Here is a 17262-nt window from a genome sequence, read left to right as displayed (position 1 = left end):
CAACCCCCTCCTCTCGGAGGAGGGAAGAATTTGTTAATAAAAAATTAGATTGTTAAAACTTTTTCGCCACGTGCGATACCAGACACACCTGAACGTACAACTTCAAGAATGGTATTCTCTGCCAAAGCATCAATAAAACCATCAATTTTCTCAGTTGTACCCGCGATTTGAATCGTGTAAGTCGTTGGTGTTACATCCACGATTTGTCCGCGGAAGATATCTGCTGTGCGTTTAATTTCAGCACGCGCAGAACCCAAAGCTTTTACTTTGATTAACATCAATTCACGTTCAATGTGTGAACCTTCAGAAAGGTCAACCACTTTAACCACTTCAACAAGTTTGTTGAGTTGTTTTGTGATTTGCTCAATCTTGTGATCATCACCATAAGTCGTCAATGTCAAACGAGACATTGTTGGGTCTTCTGTTGGCGCAACGTTCAAAGTTTCAATGTTATAACCACGTTGTGAGAACAAACCCACTAAACGTGAAAGCGCGCCAGATTCGTTCTCAATGAGAACAGAGATGATATGTCTCATGCTGTGCGCTCCCCTTTAGATAACCACATATCTGTCATAGATTGACCCGCGATTAACATCGGATAAACATGCTCAGTACGGTCAACCATCACGTTGATGAATACACATTTATCATTAATCGCCATTGCTTCTGCAAGCTTCGATTCAAGCTCATCCGCATGATCAATTTGAATACCTACATGTCCGTAAGCTTCCATCAACTTCGCAAAGTCAGGCAATGACTCAACATATGAACTTGAGTGACGACCTTCATAATTCATATCTTGCCATTGTTTCACCATACCTAAAGCACGGTTGTTTAAGCACAAGATTTTAACATTTAGGCCATATTGCTTACATGTTGAGAGCTCTTGGATACACATCTGAATGGATGCTTCACCTGTAATACAAACAACTTGTTGGTCAGGGAATGCAAGCTTAGCCGCCATCGCATATGGAAGACCAACACCCATCGTGCCTAAACCACCTGAGTTAATCCATTGACGTGGACGTGTGTATTTGTAATACAACGCACCAAACATCTGATGTTGACCAACGTCAGAAGTGATGATTGCTTGGCTGTTCGTTACTTTATCTAAAGCTTGAACAACTTGTTGAGGTTTCATCGTACCGTCAGTTGGTTTTTCATATTTCAAACCATGAACCTGACGCCACTCATTGATTTGTTTCCACCAATCCGCAATAGCTTCAGGGTTCGGCTTAGAAATATTCAGCTGTTTTAATTGCGCTAACATTTCTTGAAGAACTGGCTCTACCGCACCCACGATTGGGATATGCGCCATGATTGTTTTTGAAATCGTCGCAGGATCGATATCAATGTGAATCACTTTCGCATTTGGACAGAATTTTGCAGGATTATTGGTTACACGGTCATCGAAACGCGCACCAACACATAGAATCACATCAGCGTGACCCATGGTCATGTTCGCTTCATATGTCCCATGCATACCCAACATACCAATAAATTGAGGATCATTACCAGGGAATGCACCTAGCCCCATCAATGTATTGGTTACTGGATAACCCAATAGATGTGCTAATTCAGTCAATAAATGTGATGCATTGCCTTGAACAACACCACCGCCCGTATAAATAATAGGACGTTTAGCATTGATCAATTCATCAATAGCTTTGCGGATCTGACCAGTATGACCACGATGTGGCGGCTGGTAAGAGCGCATTTTTACTTTTTCAGGGTATTCGTATGCAAATTTTTCAGCAGGGTTTGTTGCATCTTTTGGAATATCAACAACCACAGGACCTGGACGACCTGATGACGCGATATAGAAAGCTTTTTTAATAACCGCTGGAATTTCACTCGCATGACGCACTTGGAAACTGTGTTTCACGATTGGACGAGAAATACCAACCATATCCGTTTCTTGGAATGCATCTTCACCAATCAAATGGCTTGCAACCTGACCAGACAAAATCACCATTGGGATTGAGTCCATGTAAGCTGTCGCAATTGGTGTCACAGTGTTAGTCGCACCTGGACCCGAAGTCACCAGTACAACACCTGTCTTACCTGTTACGCGCGAGTATGCATCTGCCATATGACCAGCAGCTTGCTCATGACGCACGAGGTAATGATTAATTTTGTCTTGTTTGAATAGCGCGTCGTAAATGTGTAAAACTGCGCCGCCTGGATATCCAAAAACATGTTCAACGCCTTCGTCCGCCAATGCGCGAACAAGCATTTCACCACCAGATAAAAGTTCCAACGTATTCACCCTAATCTTATTTCCACGACGGTTATGGGAGACATAAGTCGTGTTTCATTCATTCGTTTGTATGCACTGTTATAGCACACATATTTCATCGTTTTTGCTGCAATAATAAAATTTTTCGATCACAACCGTTTGAGTTGCGACTGCATATTCAACATGTTGGGATAAACATATTTCTGCTATTTCATTGTCTCGGCTTAGAGACAACGTTATTGCAAGCCATGATATTTATTCGAAGGGTGATCGAACAAAACATATAAAACTAGAGCAGCATTTTTAGTTTTTTCACGACCAAAGTCAAGGTTTGCCGAAACCTTTTTATTGTTTATTTACCAACCGATTATTTTTCAAACGATAACTTTTGGCTGGATGATTTATAAAAAAAATTTCAAACATTTATTTTTAATATTTATATAAAACAATTTATACGCAAAATGATTTTTTTGATTAAAATAAAACCAATTAACCTTCATCAGTATCCAGCAAAATGCTGCGATATAAACGTGTAAAAGAACTCACTCCCCTCATATTTCTTTATAGGTGAAGTCATGAATTCACTAGCATCATCTTTAAAACTTTCTTGTTTAGCATCAACGGTTGTTTTCGTTTCTATTTATTCATCTATGGTGCAGGCAAAAGAATATTACAAATGGGTCGATCAAAATGGTTCAACCCACTACACCACTACCCCGCCACCAAAATCAGCAAAAAAGAAAGGTAAAGTTGAAACATATGGTTGGAAAGCACCAACAACCTCAGTCAATACCAATACAAACCCGAGCGAAGCTCCTCAAACCTCACAGACTCAAACGATACCAACGCAACAGCACACAAACGGTGCTTCAAATACTGAGTCACAAAACACAAATGCTGCTCCATTAAGCGAAACTCAAGTTTCAAATGAGTGAAATTGTCTTTTTGATCTTAATTTAAGTTTTGCATCCATTTTCAGTCTGTAAAATTCACTTTTAGGTGCGTTTTGCGCTATGCTGTGCGCTAAATTTTTTAACCGTTCTCTTGTATTACGTATATGACTACTCACATTGACTCTGAATACCAAGCCAGTGCGATTGAGCCCCAAGTTCAACAGGACTGGGAATCTCGCAAAGCCTTTAAAGTTGCCGACACTGTAGAAGGTCCACGTCGATATATCCTCTCGATGTTCCCTTACCCAAGTGGCAAACTGCATATGGGTCATGTACGTAACTACACGATTGGTGATGTGATCAGCCGCTTCCACCGTTTAAAAGGTGAAACTGTATTACAACCTATGGGTTGGGATGCGTTTGGTTTACCTGCTGAAAATGCTGCGATTGCACACCAAGTTGCACCTGCAAAATGGACCTTTGAAAATATCGATTACATGCGTAATCAGCTTAAAAAATTAGGTCTTGCGGTTGATTGGGATCGTGAATTTGCAACGTGTACACCAGAATATTATCGCTGGGAACAATGGTTATTCGTTCAGCTTTATAAAAAAGGCTTAATCTACCGTAAGCTTTCAACGGTAAATTGGGACCCTGTAGACCAAACTGTACTTGCAAATGAACAAGTAGAAAATGGTCGTGGTTGGCGTTCAGGTGCCTTGGTTGAAAAACGTGATATTCCAATGTACTACTTCCGCATTACCGATTATGCACAAGAATTACTTGACGATTTAGATACCTTAAAAGACGGTTGGCCACAACAAGTGTTGACCATGCAACGTAACTGGATTGGTCGCTCACAAGGGATGGAAATCACCTTCCCTTCAGCAAATCCTGAAATTTATGCAGATGGCTTAACAGTCTTTACCACGCGTGCCGATACCTTAATGGGCGTGACGTATGTTGCAGTTGCAGCAGAACACCCTATGGCGCTTAAAGCTGCTGAAACTAACCCTGAATTGGCTGCATTTATTGAAGAATGTCGTATGGGTTCTGTGGCAGAAGCCGACCTCGCTACTGCTGAAAAGAAAGGCATGGCAACAGGTTTGTCAGTTAAGCACCCTGTAACAGGTGAAGAAGTTCCTGTTTGGATCGCAAACTATGTATTGATGTCATACGGTTCAGGTGCGGTGATGGCGGTGCCTTCACACGATGAACGTGACTTTGAATTTGCCAATAAATATGGTTTAACCATCAAGCAAGTGATTGATGCTAAAGGTGCTGATGATGCAGACTTTGATGCAACTCAGTGGCAAGAATGGTACGGCTCAAAAGACGGCAAACTGGTTAATTCAGGTGAATTTGACGGTTTAGATTTCCAAGGTGCATTCGATGCATTCTTAGCGAAACTAGAACCTCAAGGTCTTGCCAATGTAAAAGTTCAATTCCGTTTACGTGACTGGGGTGTTTCTCGTCAACGTTATTGGGGTTGTCCAATTCCAATGATTAACTGTCCAACTTGTGGTCAAGTGCCAGTACCTGAAGATCAACTTCCTGTTGTACTTCCAACTGACGTTGTGCCAGATGGTTCAGGTAACCCTCTCAACAAGATGCCTGAGTTCTATGAAACGAAATGTCCAAGCTGTAACGGCGACGCACGTCGTGAAACAGATACACTTGATACATTTGTAGAATCATCTTGGTACTATGCGCGTTATGCATCTCCTGACTATACTGGTGGTATGGTTAAACCTGAAGCGGGTCAAACGTGGTTGCCTGTAAACCAATACATCGGTGGTGTTGAACACGCGATTCTGCATTTGTTATATGCACGTTTCTTCCACAAATTGATGCGTGATGAAGGTGTAGTACAAGGTAACGAACCATTCACCAACTTGTTAACGCAAGGTATGGTACTTGCTGATACCTATTACCGCGAATCTGAATCAGGTAAGAAAACGTGGTTCAACCCTGCGGATATCGAACTTGAGCGTGATGAAAAAGGTCGTATCACATCTGCAAAATACAAAGGTGATGGTCAAGACGTTATCGTTGGCGGTCAAGAAAAAATGTCGAAATCGAAAAATAACGGTATCGACCCACAATCTATTATTGACCAATACGGCGCAGATACGGCACGTGTATTTATGATGTTTGCTGCGCCACCAGATCAATCTTTAGAATGGTCTGATGCAGGTGTAGAAGGTGCTAACCGTTTCTTAAAACGTGTATGGCGCTTGGCAACTGGTTTCCTTGAACAAGGTAATACTGCATCAGCGATTGATAAAGCTGCGCTTTCAACTGCGGCTCAAGACTTACGTCGTAAGACTCACGAAACCATCCAAAAAGTGGGTGATGACATCGAACGTCGTCATGCATTTAACACTGCGATTGCAGCGATGATGGAACTTCTGAATGCAAACAATAAGTTTGAAGCGAAAGATGATAACGATGTTGCTGTTGCACGTGAATCGATTACGACGCTTTTAACTTTACTTGCTCCATTTGCACCGCATTTAAGTGAAACGTTATTGGCGCAGTTTGGTATCGAGTTAAATGCAACATTATTCCCTCAAGTGGATGAATCTGCATTAACACGTAATACACAAACCATTGTGGTTCAAGTGAACGGTAAGCTTCGTGGCAAACTTGAAGTGTCTGTAGATGCATCGAAAGATGACATTCTGGCGCAAGCAAAAGCATTGCCTGAAGTACAACAATTCTTAACAGGTCCAACCAAGAAAGAAATCGTTGTTCCGAATAAATTAGTGAATTTGGTGGTTTAAGAACCTTAAAGCCTCCCTGAGTAAGATATAAAGCACAGCTTTAGATCAAAGCGCAAGAAAGGGAGGTTTGGAGGGATTTAATTTCCCTTGCGAAGCATTGCTTCTCACCTCTTTTAAAAAGATGGGAATATAAGGATTTCACAATTCCCAAACAAAGCCCGTTGCCAGTCAACGGGCTTTGCACATACAATCAGAATATTCAAAATTTATCCTGAGTCTCAGGAAATACACAGAGGATCTACAATGCATTTGAGCAAACGTTTAGCTATTGCTGTTCTAACTTTAGGCTTAAGCGCAACTATGGTCGGCTGTGGATTTCATCTAAAAGGGACCAATCCAACTTCAACACCACTGGCTTATACAAAGCTTGAATTAGCACTCCCTGCCAATACTTCTGATTTAGAACGTAAACTCAGTGTTTATCTCACTGCTGCAGGTGTGCAACTGAGTAATTCCAACGATGCATATGTATTACGTATCATCGACTATAAGCCAATTCGCCACGAGCTCAACGGCAAACTCATTGAAGTTCTACTTAGACTTTCTGTGACTTTCCAAATCGAAGATCGTCAAGGTAACTTGGTAACAAAACCTCGAACTTTAACTGCGACACGCACATATCAATATAATGTTGCAACCGTGAACACGGATGATCAACAAAATAAATATCTCAGTGAAATCTTAATTGACGATGTCGCTCAACAGATCTCTCGTCAAATTGCTGCAAACCGTCTGCCAAAAGCAGAAGCAAATGTACTGTTACCTGTGCAACAAACTTTTGAACCTACTGCCTCTGAAAATCCGTAACTCAGAATGAAGTTAGATTATCTACAAGCATTAAAACGTGTAAACGAAGCACGTGGTGCATGGGTATTACATGGTCAAGAACCTTTACTTGAGCAAAATCTTTTAGATGCTTTCCGTCAAAGTTGGATCATCAATCACGTGGAAAGAGAACGCTATGACATCCAAAGCGTTGCTGATTGGAAAAATGTATTTAATGCACTCAACAGCCTTTCTCTTTTTTCACAAAATCTCGCAGTAGAGGTCCATGGCAACATTAAGCCAGATGCCAATGCGTTAAAGTTACTCAAGCATTATATCCAGCATAATGAACACAACTTGTTGTTGATCATTATGCCTAAGCAAGATAGCAGTAGCTTAAAGTCGGCGTTTTTTCAAACGATTGAAGCCAATGGCGTCTTGGTTCCTCTTACAGCAACTTATGCGCAAGATCGTCAGCGTATACTCAGCATAGAAGCTGATAAAATTGGGATTCAACTGAGCCAAGATGCATGGCAATGGCTCGAAGTCCACCACGAACATAATTTATTGGCTGCTAAAAACAGCTTAATGCGTCTGGCAGACACGTTCCCCGATGTACAGCATCTTGAAATGCAACATTTGCTCGAATGCTTACAAGATCAATCACGCTATACCACTTTTGACTTAAGCGATGCATTGATTTCAGGCAACCTAAGCCAAGCGATTAAAATATATCAATATTTAGTCGAAGCTGGCGAACCACATAGTTTGGTATTATGGACGGTAAGCAAAGAAATGCGCTTATTAATGCAACTCTTTGAGCAACCACAAAATGCATTACAACTCGGCATTTGGAAAACCAAAGTCAGTCTTTACCAACAAGCCTTGAGACGTCTTAATCCCAAGCAATTTCTCACATGGCCACAGTTGCTATTAAGAATCGATGCTGCCATCAAGGGCAAAAATATTGAAAATCCAGAACACCTCATACAACAAGCGATTGCTGAATTATGTGGAAAAACCTTGTTTGCTTAGTTAACCAGCAAGGTTTATTTATAAATATAAGAATGATTATTGATTTTATTTAAGAAAAATACACTTTTTATCCTTATTTCATCATTATAATTCTCTCAATTTCTGTCATTTTTCAATATCGCCATGCAAAAAATAAAACCAACGAAATTGATTATCATCGCGATCATTACGATTGCAGCTATCGCTTTAGCTTGGTATTTTTTTAAACCTAAAGATGAGCAACCTCAGTTTATTACCGCTGAAGTGACACGTGGTGATATTGAAAACTCTGTCCTTGCAACAGGTGTATTAGAAGCGACCAAAATGGTTAGCGTTGGTGCACAGGTTTCAGGTCAGGTGAAAAAAATGTATGTACAACTGGGCGATCAAGTTAAACAAGGTCAACTGATTGCTCAAATCGATTCCGTTCGTCAGGAAAATGATCTAAAAACAGCTGAAGCCAGTATTAAAAATCAGTTGGCTCAATTGGCAGTCAAACAAGCAAATCTGACTAAAGTTGAGGCGGAATATAATCGCCAAAAAGCCATGTATGCCCAAGATGCAACTTCTCGTGCCGAATATGAGTCCGCATTAGCAAGTTATAAAACTGCTCAAGCCGATATCGTCGCGATGAATGCTCAAATCGAGCAATCTCGTTTATCTCTGGCTACGACTAAAGAAGATTTAGGCTATACCCGTATCGTTGCTCCGATGGATGGCACAATTGTGGCAATTGTGACTGAAGAAGGTCAAACAGTGAACGCGAATCAAAGCGCGCCAACCATCGTGAAATTAGCAAAACTTGACACCATGACGGTTAAGGCTGAAATTTCTGAAGCAGATGTTATGCGTGTTGAGGAAGGTCAAACTGTTTATTTCACTACTTTAGGTAATAGCGAGAAAAAGCATTACGCAACACTGCGTCAAGTTGAACCTGCACCTAACTCCATCAATACAGAAACCAACAACTCAAATTCATCTTCATCAAGCACAGCTGTGTATTACAACGCTCTATTCGATGTTCCTAATGAAGATGGAAAATTGCGTATTGATATGACTGCTCAAGTTTATATCGTGTTAGATGAAGTAAAGAATGCACTGACTATTCCATCTTCTGCTGTTCAAAGCTCTAATCGTCCTGCTCGCCAGCGTGGTGCAAATGCGGGTTCAAATGCCCAAGAACGTAATGAACAAGCTCGTGGTGAAGGGCGTGCCGAACGTTCATCAGCTGATCGTCCTAAGCGTTTAGAATTAACCGCTGAGGAAAAGGCATTAGTCGATCAAGGTAAAGCTTCCATGGCTATGGTACGCGTACTTCAAGCAGATGGCACAGCCAAACCGACCCCTGTTCTTATCGGTCTAAATAACCGTGCAACAGCACAAGTTTTACGCGGTTTAAAATTAGGCGATAAAGTTGTAATTGCGGATGGCTCTGATTCATCAAATGACTCAGCTAAACGTGGCGCACGTGGTGGCGCTGGTCCAATGAGAATGTAATTATGAGTCAGATGAGAACACCTCTACTCGAGGTCAAAAACCTGACCCGTGAATTCCCTGCTGGTGAATCTACTGTGCAAATTCTAAAAGGGGTAAATCTTGAGATTTATCCTGGAGAATTGGTTGCCATTGTAGGTCAGTCAGGCTCAGGAAAATCAACACTGATGAACATCTTAGGATGTTTAGATAAACCGACCAATGGTAGCTACAAGGTTAAGGGCCGCGAAACACGTGAGCTAGAACCTGATGAACTTGCTCAATTACGCCGTGAATATTTCGGATTCATCTTCCAGCGCTACCATTTACTTGGTGACTTAAATGCAGCTGGTAATGTCGAAGTCCCTGCGATCTATGCCGGCGCTGATGCTTCTGAACGCCATGATCGTGCGGTTCAACTTTTGTCCGATTTAGGGCTAGGTGAAAAAACCCAAAACCGCCCAAGTCAACTTTCAGGTGGTCAGCAACAGCGTGTTTCGATTGCTCGCGCGTTGATGAATGGCGGTGATGTTATTCTCGCCGATGAGCCTACTGGGGCATTAGATAAAAACAGCGGTATTGAAGTGATGCGTATTTTACGCGAGCTGAATGCCAAAGGTCATACCATCATTCTCGTTACTCATGATCACAATGTTGCCAAAAATGCGACTCGTATTATTGAGATTTCAGACGGTAATATTATTTCTGATGAACCCAATGTTCCTGAGATTGATGATGGCTTTGAACGTGAAGAATTGATTCGTGCTGAGCAAAAGAAAACATCGTCTTGGCGTTCAGCTTTAGACCGTTTAGGTGAAGCTTTCCGCATGGCGCTTCTGGCCATGAATGCTCATCGAATGCGTACTTTTTTGACCATGCTCGGAATCATTATCGGGATCGCATCTGTCGTTTCGGTTGTCGCACTTGGTAATGGATCACAAAAACAAATTTTAGAAAATATTAGTAGTTTGGGCACCAATACCATTACGGTCTACCAAGGACGTGGTTTTGGTGATAACTCCCGATCTTCTCAGGCCAAGACCTTAATCCCTGCTGATGCTGATGCATTAGCGGAACAGCCTTATGTCGATGGAGTCAGTCCTTCAGTCAATAGTTCTGTCACGGGAAGATATAAAGATGTAGAGGCATCCACGACAGTCAATGGCGTGAGTGAAGACTTTTTCTATGTGCGTGGTTTAACGTTTAAATCAGGTCAACCATTTGACAAACATAGTGTTACTGAACAAGCCCAAGATGTTGTGATTGATACCAATACCCAAAAGACATTCTTTAGCGATGGTACGGATCCTATTGGACAAGTAATTCTATTGGGCAGTGTACCTAGTCGTATTATTGGTATCGTAGATGCTCAACAAGGTGCAATGGGTAATTCAGATAGTCTTAATGTCTATCTCCCTTACTCAACCGTCATGAGTCGAATGCTTGGACAGTCGAATGTGAGAAGCATCATCGTTCGTGTAAAAGATGAATATTCAAGCACTGCTGCTGAAAATGCAATCTTGAATTTACTCGTTCAACGCCACGGGGCGCAAGACGTGTTCACTCAAAATGCGGACAGTATTCGTGAAACCATCCAGCAAACTACCGCTACAATGACTTTACTCATTTCTGCGATTGCTGTGATTTCTTTAGTCGTTGGTGGTATCGGTGTCATGAACATTATGTTGGTGTCTGTCACTGAACGAACGCAAGAAATTGGTGTGCGAATGGCCGTGGGTGCTCGACAAAGCGATATTTTGCAACAATTCCTGATTGAAGCCGTATTAGTGTGTATTTTAGGCGGTATCCTTGGGGTGTTATTATCACTGGGAATTGGTCAGCTGATTACACACTTTGCTGGTGGCACGTTCCAAATGGCGTATTCAACCACATCAATAATAGCTGCATTCGTTTGTTCAAGTTTAATCGGGATCGTATTCGGTTTTATCCCAGCACGAAATGCTGCTCGTTTAAATCCTGTCGATGCACTGTCAAGAGAATAATAAGGTATAACTATGCGTAATCAACTTCATAAACTGTTCATGACCTTAGCATTAACAGGCTCTTTAGTCGGCTGTGCGGCTGTAGTGAAAACGCCTTATCAAGCTCCTGCAGCCGATATTCCACAGGGCTTTCAAAACAGCCAACAACACAGCCAAAATATCCACCAACAGGCTTTTCATGATCAATGGTGGACATTATTTGGTGATGCACAGCTCAACCAATTGGTTGAACAAGTGATTGCCCGTAATACTGATTTAGCTGTTGCTGGGATTAATTTGCAACAAGCACGCATTCAAGCCAAGCAATCTGAAAGTCAGCAAGGTGTGCGTATTGGCAATGCAGGTGCATCGGTCGGTCATCGTTTTAGTTTAGATGGTGATGGTGATTCTTCAAATGGTATTTCACTGAACTATCCTGGCTTAAGCTATGAGCTGGATTTATTCGGTAAATTGGCCAATCAAACTGAAGCATCTCGATGGGAAGCACTTGCGACTGAGCAAGATTTACAAGCCACTGCACAAAGCCTGATTGCAACAACTGCACAATTGTATTGGCAATTGGGATATCTTAATGAACGCCTATCTGTGGCTCAACAAAATTTGGCGAGTACGCAGAAAACTTATGAATTGGTGCGTACCCAATATCGTGCTGGGGCTGTCTCTGGACTTGATTTGACTTCAGCCGAACAAGCAGTTCAAAGTCAAAAAGCTACGTTAAGCCAGATCGAACAGCAAAAAGTTGAAACACGGACTGCTCTTGCAGTTTTACTGAATCAACCTGTTCAACAGTTGAATATTGCGGAGCCACAGCGCTTACCACGTTCTGCCCTACCTCAAATTCAATCGGGCTTACCTGCTGAACTTTTATCCCGTCGTCCTGACTTGCAGGCAGCTGAGTTACGTTTACGTAAAGCATTGGCGAACAAAGATGCCAATAAGGCCAGCTATTATCCTTCGATTAATTTAACTGGCAGCATTAGCACAGGAGGCGCAAGCACATCACTCAGCAACGTGCTGTCGAATCCTGCTGCGATATTGGGTGCGGGTCTTACGCTCCCTTTCCTGCAATGGAATGACATGAAGCGTGATTTGCGTGTCAATGAACTTGAATATGAAAAGTCTATTATTCAATACCGTCAGACGCTATATAAAGCATTTGCCGATGTTGAAAATGCGTTATCCGCACGTAATGAAATAGACAAACAAGTCGCTTTACAAGAACGTAATGTTCAACTCGCTGAGAAAACGGAACAACTCACCCAAGTCCGTTATAAAAATGGTGCTGTGGCGCTGAAAAATTTGATCGATGCCCAGCGCACGACACGTGAAGCACGTTTAAGTTTGGTTCAAGCCAAACAAACTCAGTACAATGCTTATGTGACGTTATTGCAAGCATTGGGTGGAAGTCCGATTCAGCAATTGCCTTAAACAAAAAAGCCCGAAAGGGCTTTTTTATTATAGAAAATTCCAAAACTTCAAATAATTATCAAACCCACGTCCTCGTGTTTGCATAATGAATTCAATAAACGAAGTAAAACACAATAACCCTATATAAGCGCATAGAATACATATTAAATAGTGAGTGAGTCCAAATTTATTTGAATTTAAGCTAACACCTTCAACCTCACAAGCATCATGATCATCTTTAAAAGAATAACTTCTATTAAACACATGAATAAATAGATTACCTAATAATGAAATAAGATAATAAAAGAAAAAGAAAGATCGAGCATAGTCAATAATTTTATTTCTTTTTAAACTTCCAACCTCATCAACCACATATTCATATTTCGAATTAACGTTATTTTCCTTGAAAACATAATCATTATCAAAGAGTGTATACCAAGATTTTTTAATTATACCAAACACTTTTGAATAATAATTTTTTTTCTTAATATGTTTATATTCTTCACCTTCCATATAATTCACTACAAATTGCCAACAAGATGAAAATTTTAAAAGATCTTTTTCATCACTGACTTTTCTAACTAAATAAAAAGGTTGCTCAATATCTTCCTTAGACTTAAATTTAATTTCATGATATTCGATATCTGACTTTATATTTATTTTTTCTACAGTCACATTTAAATCATCCCAATCAACAACAAACTCTTTATCATCAATTTTAGGGAAATATACTTTTTTTAAATTCCGATTAAATCTAATGGGAAATTGACGAAATGAAATAAAGTTTTTATATCCAGCAAACCAACTAAATAAAAAACATCCAGCAATAACAAATATTGTTAAAAATAATATTATAAAAAAATCATCACTTATTGTTTTTGTAAAAAGATCAGGTAATAAATAAGTTAGTGGCGTTAATAAAAAAAATAGGCAAATTAAACCCAACCCAACAACACCACCTCTTGCAAAAAAACTTTTATCATAAAATTCAATATAATTTTCGTTTAGCTCTCGAATATAGCCATAATCAGTTGGTTCTACAATCGGTAAATCTTTTATAGGATAATATCCACCTTGATAATTTTCTTTTTTTTTCGGGTATTTAGTGGTTACACCATAAAGCCTGTGATTAATCATATTATTCCTATGCTGCAATTGCTTTTAATGATATATCAAACTGAGATTTCAATTGATCTAAAGTTTTATACCTTTGATTTCTTAAAGTTCCAAATGAACTCCTTTCCACCCAATCTTGAAGAGCATTGTCCTTATATTTAGCTATCATAATTGATAACCCAATCATTACAGCTGCGATAATTAATCCATAAACCCCGAAAACAGTTAATCCTCTCAATAATGCATATCCTAGCCCCACACCTAAAAAACCATTTACCATTTGCATACTTAATAATGTGTAATTACCTTCTGCAAAAGAATCCGGAGCATCTAATAAATCCATGATGCCGACAGCAATAGATGCACTTCCTCCTAACAATCTAGCACTTAGATTAAGTGAAGTTTTCATAAATCCAGCTTGTTTTGTAAGAGCATCACCAAACTGTGCAAACGAAGCAATTGCTGCCATCGCACCTGCATAAGCTCTGTAACTATTATTCTGGGCATCATGCGCCATCACTTCATCACCATAGGCATCATCCCATAACTTTACAAAAACCCAAGTTTGGAATGCACCAATAATTAAAGAACTACCAGCTAAAAACATCTTAGTTACATTGGGGGCAGATCTATTTAGAGTTTCTTGAACTGACGTTTTTACTCTATCACGCCATTGCAGATCAAAGTCACTTGAGACTGCATTTTTAAGATCTATATTATCTACTGTCACCGCTTTTAAAGCTTGTTCAAAACTTGTAACGTTCTTAAAAACTCCTTTTACAATTACAAGGTTTCTTTTCACCACATGTTTTTTCAAATTTGTTTTTGTTGCTAAATCCAAAATATGTTGATCAATCATGAATTTTAAATTTCTTGGATCTGTTTTAATACTCTGCGCTAAAGCAGGATTTTCTCTGGCTGCTGCTAGAATCATCTCTTTTCTTAACACTGAAGCCAATTTACTTGTTCTGATGTTATTTGTAATAAATGGTTCGAATTTCACTCTGTACAATCCAGCATAACTGATTGCGGCTAAACCTGTATTTAATCCATTTAATATACCTTGAGCTAACAGTATATATAAGGAACCAAAAACGACTGCAAAACCACTACCTAATTTATCAACATGACCCTCAACAGTATTTTGAAATGCACCTGCGAAACTTCCCCAAAGCCCATCCCAGGGTATATCTCTAAACTTATTTTCAACTTCTGGTTTTAGTTTTTTAAATGAATCTCTCACCTTCGCCTTTAAAACATCTTGATTCAATACAAAAACATTTAGCATATAATTTTTTGAAGAGAATTCATTGTAGCTCATCATCTTTAACAATTTATTTTGAATATTATCAAGCACCCCCATACTACCTAACATCAAAATAATTTCTTTACCGTAAGCTATGCCACTATTCATATCAGATGAATCAAACTGATTAGAAAAGTATGCTACTACTCTATTACAATCCAACCATTTTTCATAAATTTTTGACAAGGGTAAAACATTATTTTCATGTAGCCTCTTCTTTTCATCAGAAAATTTTTTCAGCCATTCCTTTCTTTCTGAATGATCAATTTTACTATGATATTTTCTCCATTCTTCTTCGATCTTTTTTCTCAAATCCTGATGTTTGCTAATTTCAAAATCATAGTCACTTTTTTTCCATACATCACCAGATTTTAAAACTAAATCTGCAGCTCGAGATCTTTGAGTCTCTTTATCTCTAACCTCACCAAACTTATAATTTAATACAAGCCCTTCTCTTACACCCTCTTCAAGAGCTAATAAAGTTTGATGAGTAAATGATTGCTTTTCGTATCCTTTAATAGAATTAACTGCTACATATTTTTTCTCAACAGCAGTTTCAATTTCTGCCAATAACATGACTGGATCATGTAATGCAACCAATAATCCTTTTCCTTTATTCAATCTTTCTGCTGTATTAAATAAGTTTTTTTTGAATCTACTTATTACCTCATCTTGAATTTCCATTATTTTATTAATTGGAACATATTCTAAACCTGTAGTAGACCCTATTGATATCTTAGTCATATGACTACGAAACTTTGAATCTTTGATATGATTATCGATAGTTTTTTTTGTCCATTTATGTGCACTAAAACATATCCAGACATTGCGTTTAGTGTTAGCTTGAGGAACGGTAATTAACATTCCATTTAGTACTCGACTGCCATCAGTGGAGCAAATTTTACATATTGTGTTATTAGTTGATGATAATTGACTAACTTTTAATGTATTTGTTAAACCATGTCTGCTATAACAGGTTATCTCTTTAGGTTTTAACTCATCATAAACATATATATACCCTAAATTTCTTAGACTTTTTAATTCATACGAACCTTTGCCAGAAAGATCTGGATAATTATTAGGCTTATTTATAATTAACTTTCTATTTGTAGATGAGTGATATCCAATTCTAGTTAAATATATTGGCAATCCCTTTTTATTACATGTTTTACAATTTGAATTGTCTGGAAGTTTAGACATCATATTCACCATATATTTTACTCAATATTAAATTTACATCTAATACTGAATTATCTACTTCATATCTAAGTTTCTCATTGATTATTTCAACATCACTTAGATTTATTTTAAAATTATTTTTTTTCGAAAGATTTAACCTGTACCAACCACCATTTATAGATATACTCCAACGTTCAATTTTATTTGATAGATTCAAAAAATTCGGAAATACAGCAGCTAAATGAAGAGCAACTCTCGGATCGTAAACCCTAAAAACATTTTTTTTATTAAAGGATATAATAGAATCAAGAAATAAAGAAAACTCATCAAAATTCAATTTAGTTTCTATTAAATTTTGCAACAAATAAATTTTATCAAATTCAGAAAAATAGGAATGCGTAGTAATTGAAATTAAATCATCCCATATCATTTTTTTCTTATCAAAAGAAATTTTGTTCAAATCAATTAATATAGGGCAAATATTTTTATTTTTAAAAACATTTAAGCCCACAAAATAATATGTTAAACCAAATTCATCAAAAAGTTTATGCAGTTCTGGCCAAAAACCAGACTCTAAGATTGCATAATTAGCCTCAGTAAATTGATTAAAATCTAAAGTAATTTGGCTTATTGTATCAATCGAGTTCAATTGCGGCACTTCCACTGTCTGATGCATCTAATGCTTTATACTCACACATAAGACTTGGTAAACTTAAATTTATATTATTACTTACCACAGGTCCTACGAACTTATGTTGCCCCGCTTTCGCCTCAAACTTCCCGCCAGTCGTTGGTAATATCCCAGAACTATTTAGTTTCACTTGTGAGCCGCCTGCGGTTAGATTAATTTCATTCGGACTAGTGATATAAATCGTATCCTCCGTCGAAATAATCTGCACACCCTTTCTTGCAATCAGATCAGCACCATCCCCTTGAGCTTGAATCTCGATCTTCCCTTTCCCTGCATACAATCGTGCTCCTTCTTGAGCGGCAAATAAGCTGATCTTTTTGCTGGCATGTCCGATGATGCTGTCTTGCGTGCTGGTGTTAATGCTTCCTTGTGCAATCTGGTTGATCTGCC

General features: G+C 38.8%; 13 protein-coding genes. 7 read left to right on the top strand and 6 right to left on the bottom strand.

Translation table 11 applies throughout. The features are described 5' to 3' along the window. Window positions 1–44 precede the first annotated feature (44 nt). Both ilvN and AC1M9B_RS10330 read right to left on the bottom strand, forming a co-directional pair. Window positions 45–536, bottom strand: a complete 492-nt coding sequence (gene ilvN, locus AC1M9B_RS10335) for an acetolactate synthase small subunit (protein WP_035265631.1) — start codon at window positions 534–536, stop codon at window positions 45–47. Then, window positions 533–2260, bottom strand: coding sequence for an acetolactate synthase 3 large subunit (locus AC1M9B_RS10330; RefSeq protein WP_035265632.1), 1728 nt, complete (start codon window positions 2258–2260; stop codon window positions 533–535). The genes ilvN and AC1M9B_RS10330 overlap by 4 nt, the downstream gene beginning before the upstream one ends. Before the next feature lie 554 nt (window positions 2261–2814). Between AC1M9B_RS10330 and AC1M9B_RS10325 the strand changes: the two genes are divergently transcribed. The 7 genes from AC1M9B_RS10325 (at window position 2815) to AC1M9B_RS10295 (ending at window position 12601) form a co-directional block, all read left to right on the top strand. Continuing rightward, window positions 2815–3174 (top strand): DUF4124 domain-containing protein, encoded by a 360-nt coding sequence (locus AC1M9B_RS10325; RefSeq protein WP_481597929.1) that lies wholly within the window; start codon window positions 2815–2817, stop codon window positions 3172–3174. Window positions 3175–3296: 122 nt separating this feature from the next. Continuing rightward, window positions 3297–5918 (top strand): leucine--tRNA ligase, encoded by a 2622-nt coding sequence (gene leuS, locus AC1M9B_RS10320; protein ID WP_481609049.1) that lies wholly within the window; start codon window positions 3297–3299, stop codon window positions 5916–5918. A gap of 243 nt (window positions 5919–6161) precedes the next feature. Beyond that, complete coding sequence (locus tag AC1M9B_RS10315; RefSeq protein ID WP_035270158.1) at window positions 6162–6725, top strand: LPS-assembly lipoprotein LptE; 564 nt, start codon at window positions 6162–6164, stop codon at window positions 6723–6725. 6 nt (window positions 6726–6731) lie between these two features. Beyond that, window positions 6732–7718, top strand: a complete 987-nt coding sequence (holA, locus tag AC1M9B_RS10310; protein WP_481609048.1) for a DNA polymerase III subunit delta — start codon at window positions 6732–6734, stop codon at window positions 7716–7718. Window positions 7719–7841: 123 nt separating this feature from the next. Then, on the top strand, window positions 7842–9194 hold the full coding sequence (locus tag AC1M9B_RS10305; protein ID WP_481609047.1) for a MacA family efflux pump subunit: 1353 nt from the start codon (window positions 7842–7844) through the stop codon (window positions 9192–9194). 2 nt (window positions 9195–9196) lie between these two features. Then, window positions 9197–11173 (top strand): MacB family efflux pump subunit, encoded by a 1977-nt coding sequence (locus AC1M9B_RS10300; protein ID WP_481609046.1) that lies wholly within the window; start codon window positions 9197–9199, stop codon window positions 11171–11173. 12 nt (window positions 11174–11185) lie between these two features. Next, window positions 11186–12601: an efflux transporter outer membrane subunit gene (locus AC1M9B_RS10295; RefSeq protein ID WP_481609045.1), complete on the top strand. Its 1416-nt coding sequence runs from the start codon at window positions 11186–11188 to the stop codon at window positions 12599–12601. 27 nt (window positions 12602–12628) lie between these two features. On the opposite strand, the gene AC1M9B_RS10290 is transcribed toward AC1M9B_RS10295, so the two are convergent. From AC1M9B_RS10290 to AC1M9B_RS10275, 4 genes are all read right to left on the bottom strand, one after another. Next, window positions 12629–13717, bottom strand: coding sequence for a hypothetical protein (locus AC1M9B_RS10290; RefSeq protein ID WP_481609044.1), 1089 nt, complete (start codon window positions 13715–13717; stop codon window positions 12629–12631). A gap of 7 nt (window positions 13718–13724) precedes the next feature. Then, window positions 13725–16202: a T6SS effector BTH_I2691 family protein gene (locus AC1M9B_RS10285; protein ID WP_481609043.1), complete on the bottom strand. Its 2478-nt coding sequence runs from the start codon at window positions 16200–16202 to the stop codon at window positions 13725–13727. Continuing rightward, complete coding sequence (locus AC1M9B_RS10280; RefSeq protein ID WP_481609042.1) at window positions 16195–16845, bottom strand: hypothetical protein; 651 nt, start codon at window positions 16843–16845, stop codon at window positions 16195–16197. The genes AC1M9B_RS10285 and AC1M9B_RS10280 overlap by 8 nt, the downstream gene beginning before the upstream one ends. After that, window positions 16817–17262 (bottom strand): DUF2345 domain-containing protein (locus AC1M9B_RS10275; RefSeq protein WP_481609041.1); only part of this gene is annotated, 446 nt, incomplete at its 5' end. The genes AC1M9B_RS10275 and AC1M9B_RS10280, both read right to left, overlap by 29 nt.

The sequence above is a fragment of the Acinetobacter sp. ANC_7513 genome (genome assembly GCF_056779915.1).
This window is presented reverse-complemented; position numbering and strand designations above follow the sequence as displayed.

Excerpts from the sequence above, each read along its gene's own strand:
- AC1M9B_RS10295 (WP_481609045.1), top strand. The coding sequence starts at position 11,186 with ATGCGTAATCAACTTCATAAACTGTTCATGACCTTAGCATTAACAGGC.
- holA (WP_481609048.1), top strand. The coding sequence starts at position 6,732 with ATGAAGTTAGATTATCTACAAGCATTAAAACGTGTAAACGAAGCACGT.
- AC1M9B_RS10300 (WP_481609046.1), top strand. The coding sequence starts at position 9,197 with ATGAGTCAGATGAGAACACCTCTACTCGAGGTCAAAAACCTGACCCGT.
- ilvN (WP_035265631.1), bottom strand. The coding sequence starts at position 536 with ATGAGACATATCATCTCTGTTCTCATTGAGAACGAATCTGGCGCGCTT.
- AC1M9B_RS10315 (WP_035270158.1), top strand. The coding sequence starts at position 6,162 with ATGCATTTGAGCAAACGTTTAGCTATTGCTGTTCTAACTTTAGGCTTA.
- AC1M9B_RS10325 (WP_481597929.1), top strand. The coding sequence starts at position 2,815 with ATGAATTCACTAGCATCATCTTTAAAACTTTCTTGTTTAGCATCAACG.
- leuS (WP_481609049.1), top strand. The coding sequence starts at position 3,297 with ATGACTACTCACATTGACTCTGAATACCAAGCCAGTGCGATTGAGCCC.
- AC1M9B_RS10290 (WP_481609044.1), bottom strand. The coding sequence starts at position 13,717 with ATGATTAATCACAGGCTTTATGGTGTAACCACTAAATACCCGAAAAAA.
- AC1M9B_RS10305 (WP_481609047.1), top strand. The coding sequence starts at position 7,842 with ATGCAAAAAATAAAACCAACGAAATTGATTATCATCGCGATCATTACG.
- AC1M9B_RS10285 (WP_481609043.1), bottom strand. The coding sequence starts at position 16,202 with ATGTCTAAACTTCCAGACAATTCAAATTGTAAAACATGTAATAAAAAG.